At 74.0% G+C, this 1,324-nt stretch carries 1 protein-coding gene and 1 pseudogene; both read left to right on the forward strand.

Going from position 1 to position 1,324, the window contains the following annotated elements:
• A pseudogene (locus tag FNX44_RS28395) lies at positions 1-259 on the forward strand (SRPBCC domain-containing protein); the annotation flags it as partial.
• A gap of 110 nt (positions 260-369) precedes the next feature.
• Positions 370-1,062: a hypothetical protein gene (locus FNX44_RS26930; RefSeq protein WP_143651575.1), complete on the forward strand. Its 693-nt coding sequence runs from the start codon at positions 370-372 to the stop codon at positions 1,060-1,062.
• Positions 1,063-1,324: the final 262 nt, after the last annotated feature.

Below are 1,324 nucleotides of genomic sequence, written 5' to 3' on the forward strand. Positions count from 1 at the left end.
GCGCATGGACTTCCGCCCCCGCGTCGTCGACCTCGACGCCCCCCACCGCCTCGGCTGGCTCGGCCGGCTCCTGCTCCCCGGCGTCTTCGACGGACACCACCGCTTCGAACTGACCGCCACCCCCGACGGCGGCACCCTCCTCCACCACACCGAACGCTTCTCCGGCATCCTCACCCCCTTCGGCGGCAGCATGCTCACCCGCACCGCAACCGGCTTCGAGACGTTCAACGACGCGCTCAAGAAGCGCTGCGAACGGTGACGTTCACCCGGCGTATGCCCAAAACCCCCACCTCCGCGCCCGATCGGCGCGAAGATCGAACCGCACAGGCGCGGGGCCGGTCCGCGCCCCGGAAGGACGGAGACCCACCCATGCCGGACCCCACGACCGCCGAGCGCGACCACGCCGCCACCCTCAGGTGGGCCGCCGTCGCGCTGGCGACCGGCGGCGTGCTCCTCGCCCTCTACCCGGCGCTCCGCCCCTACAGCGACGAGACCACCCTCGACGGCGCGAACGCCATGGCCTCCGGCCGCTGGGCCCTCTCGCACCTCGCCGGAATGCTCGCGTTCATCCTTATGCCGCTCGGCCTGATCGGCCTCCGCGCCGCCGTGGACGGCACTCCGGGGCGGCGGCCCCTGACCGCCGCGTTCCTCACCGCCTGGTTCGGCGCCGGCCTCGCCCTCCCGTACTACGGCGGCGAGGTCTTCGGCCTCCAGGCCATCAGCGAGGAGTCCGTCCGCACCGGCGACACCGAGCTGCTGACGCTCGCCGACTCCGTCCGCATGGACGCCGTCCCGGCCACCGTCTTCAGCGTCGCCATGCTGCTGTTCGCCGCCACCGGCGTACTCGTCGCGCTCGCCGTCGCCCGCTCCGGACGCACCGCCCGCTGGCTCGGCCTCCCGTTCGGCGCCGCGCTTGTCCTCTACCTGCCGCAGTTCTTCGGCGGGCCGCCGCTGCGGATCGCCCACGGTGTGCTCGCCGCCGTCGGCTTCCTCCTCCTCGCCCGCTGGCTGCTCACGGGGAGCCCGCGCGGAGATGCGGAACGGCCGGCTCCGCCCGCCTGAAGCCACCGTTTTCGGCCGTTCTGCCCCGATCCCGTTGCCCGGTTGTGAAGGTCGTGTGACCGTCGGCGGGCACCACCGACCAACCTCCCACCCGAGCACGTTCGAACGAGGGGCAGCAGCACGATGAACGCACTCCGCAAGCGCACGTTCCCCACCGTCGCCGCAATGGTCGCCGGCGGCATGCTCGCCGTCGGCACGCTCGGCACCGTCGGCACCGCCCACGCCGCCGGCGCCCCGGCCGCGCCGCCCACCGCCACCGCCC

Origin of the sequence: Streptomyces alkaliterrae, from assembly GCF_007097205.2 — a bacterium.
In the GTDB taxonomy this organism is placed as follows: domain Bacteria; phylum Actinomycetota; class Actinomycetes; order Streptomycetales; family Streptomycetaceae; genus Streptomyces; species Streptomyces alkaliterrae.